Genomic DNA, 2,227 nt, shown 5'->3' with positions numbered 1-2,227 from the left:
GCTGGGATCGTCTCGCTGCAATGCTTGAAGGCTATCTACTTGCAACCCAAAGCATAAAACCGGGAATCCCGTAGCCCCTTGTGGGAGAGGGTGGTTTCCATGCGGAGCATGGAAACCGGGTGAGGGGTTGCCCCGGGCTCAGGCTTGAGTGTGTGGCACCAACCCCTCACCCAAGTGAGTTCGCTGCTTCCGTCGGTGTAGCCCTCTCCCACAAGGGGAGAGGGCGCATTCATCAATCCCGTGAGGGGCTGATCTTTCGATCGCGTTCGCCGGTTGATTAGTTCAAGGTTTGTTTGAATCCGCGGGGCAAGCTCGGTGCACCTTCTCCCTTGTGGTGGCATGATCGACCGGCGGCGCGGTCATACTGGGTGAAGGGTCTCTCTCGGTTCGCTCAGCTTTACGAGAATGTCCTCGAGAACGGCCGAGCGTTGAAGGAGCACCTCGTTGTTCCAGTACCTCGCAACTCTAAACCCCTCTCTTGCGAGCACTTCCTCTCTCGTCCGATCACGCACCGCGTCGGCATGCTGACTGCCATCGATCTCGATGACCAGGCGCTGCTCGAAGCAGACGAAATCGAGGATGTAGTCCCGGAACGGCACTTGTCGTCGAAACTTGAACTGCGACAGGCGGCGGTCGCGCAGCAGCCGCCACATAGCAGCTTCGGCATCAGTTGGCTCCCGACGCATTGCTTTCGCGAAGCCGCGGATGCGCTTGGCCGTTGGTCGATGATGCGGTGCTTGCGTCACCACCCCCACCCTGCGATGCGACCTAATCCTCTCCCACGAGAAGGTATACGGAGCCCGCAGTATACGCTAGTTCCATCCCCCTTCACTTTCCCCGCTTCATCCCCAAATACGCCCCATGACAACCAATTCCCCCGAAACCGACATCAACCTCGATACCAGCCGCGCGCCCTCGGCGGTGCCGGTCGACGACGCCGTGCTGCCGTTCGAGGTCGCGGCGCTCGATCTGCGCGGGCGACTGACCCGCATGGGTCCCGCGCTCGACGATATCCTCACCAAGCACGCCTATCCCGCGCCCGTGGGCAAGCTGCTCGGCGAGGCCATCGTGCTGACGACCTTGCTCGGCTCCTCGCTGAAATTCGACGGCCGCTTCATCCTGCAGACCCAGACCGACGGGCCGGTGTCGTTCCTGGTGGTCGACTTCCAGGCGCCCGACCGGCTACGCGCTTACGCACGCTATGACGAGGCGCGACTGCAAGAGCTGAAGGATTCGGCCAAGGACTCCGGCGGCCTGCTCGGCAAGGGCCATCTGGCGATGACCATCGATCAGGGCGCCGACATGAGCCGCTACCAGGGCCTCGTCGCGCTTACCGGCGGCAGTCTGGAGGAGGCCGCGCATGAATACTTCCTGCGCTCCGAGCAGATCCCGACCCGTGTGCGCCTCGCCGTCGGCGAGGAGTGGAGCGGCGGCAAGCACCGCTGGCGCGCCGGCGGCCTGCTGACGCAGTTCCTGCCCCAGGCGCCCGACCGCCTGCGCCAGGCCGATCTGCATCCCGGCGATGCGCCCGAGGGCACCGAGCTGCATGCGGTCGAGGAAGACGAGGCCTGGATCGAGGGCCAATCGCTTGTCGCGACGGTCGAGGATATCGAGCTGATCGACCCGGCGCTGTCCGGCGAGCGGCTGCTGTATCGTCTGTTTCACGAGCGCGGCGTCCGCGTGTTCGACACCGTGCCGCTGCAGGCGCGCTGCTCCTGCTCGCGCGATGCGGTCGCCAACATGCTGAAGAGCTTCTCGCCCCAGGACCGCGCCGACATGGTGCAGGACGACAAGGTCGTCGTCACCTGCGAGTTCTGCTCCTCGGTCTATCATTTCACTCCGCACGAAGCCGGCGTGACGGAGAATTGACTCTGTTGCGCTCGCTCCGCGCGTCGTAGCGATCGTGGTCGAGCGACAGCCCTCCGTACGTCATCGCGAGCGCGTCGTCGCTTCGCTCGTCGCGATGACGCTCGATAGGCGGCGGCGGCGTCGCGCGGCGTCGGAGAGAATGTCGGGAGTTCGTGTGCGCCGGCGATTTCCATTAGTTCGTTGTTGAAAATCGGCTTTCTCGCTGAAAGACGCCTCATCCTTGCCCGTCGCGTTGATTGGTCGCAGCAACAAACAACTTGTGCCGTCGGGCAAATCACTGGCACATTTCCGCGCATCCTGTTGCCGCATGAGGGGCGTTTCGCGACCGTCACGGACCGTTGGCAGTGGGAGGCGATGG

3 protein-coding genes are annotated in these 2,227 nt (G+C 63.7%); 1 reads left to right on the top strand and 2 read right to left on the bottom strand.

Going from position 1 to position 2,227, the window contains the following annotated elements:
• Positions 1–359: 359 nt before the first annotated feature.
• On the bottom strand, positions 360–746 hold the full coding sequence (locus QX051_RS29400) for an endonuclease domain-containing protein (RefSeq protein WP_315774321.1): 387 nt from the start codon (positions 744–746) through the stop codon (positions 360–362).
• Positions 747–861: 115 nt separating this feature from the next.
• Between QX051_RS29400 and QX051_RS29395 the strand changes: the two genes are divergently transcribed.
• The gene (locus QX051_RS29395; RefSeq protein WP_315778518.1) at positions 862–1,869 is read left to right on the top strand and encodes an Hsp33 family molecular chaperone; all 1,008 of its coding nucleotides are present in this window, start codon (positions 862–864) and stop codon (positions 1,867–1,869) included.
• Positions 1,870–1,929: 60 nt separating this feature from the next.
• Here QX051_RS29395 and QX051_RS29390 read toward each other — a convergent pair.
• The coding region (locus QX051_RS29390) for a hypothetical protein (RefSeq protein ID WP_315778517.1) at positions 1,930–2,227 on the bottom strand (298 nt) is incomplete at its 5' end.

Origin of the sequence: Bradyrhizobium sp. SZCCHNR1053 (genome assembly GCF_032381235.1) — a bacterium.
Taxonomy (GTDB): Bacteria; Pseudomonadota; Alphaproteobacteria; order Rhizobiales; family Xanthobacteraceae; genus Bradyrhizobium.
Note: the sequence above shows the minus strand (reverse complement) of the source record. Positions and strands in the feature narration are given on the sequence as shown.

Bases quoted from the DNA above. Each gene is read 5' to 3' on its own strand.
- QX051_RS29395 (WP_315778518.1), top strand. From the start codon at position 862: ATGACAACCAATTCCCCCGAAACCGACATCAACCTCGATACCAGCCGC.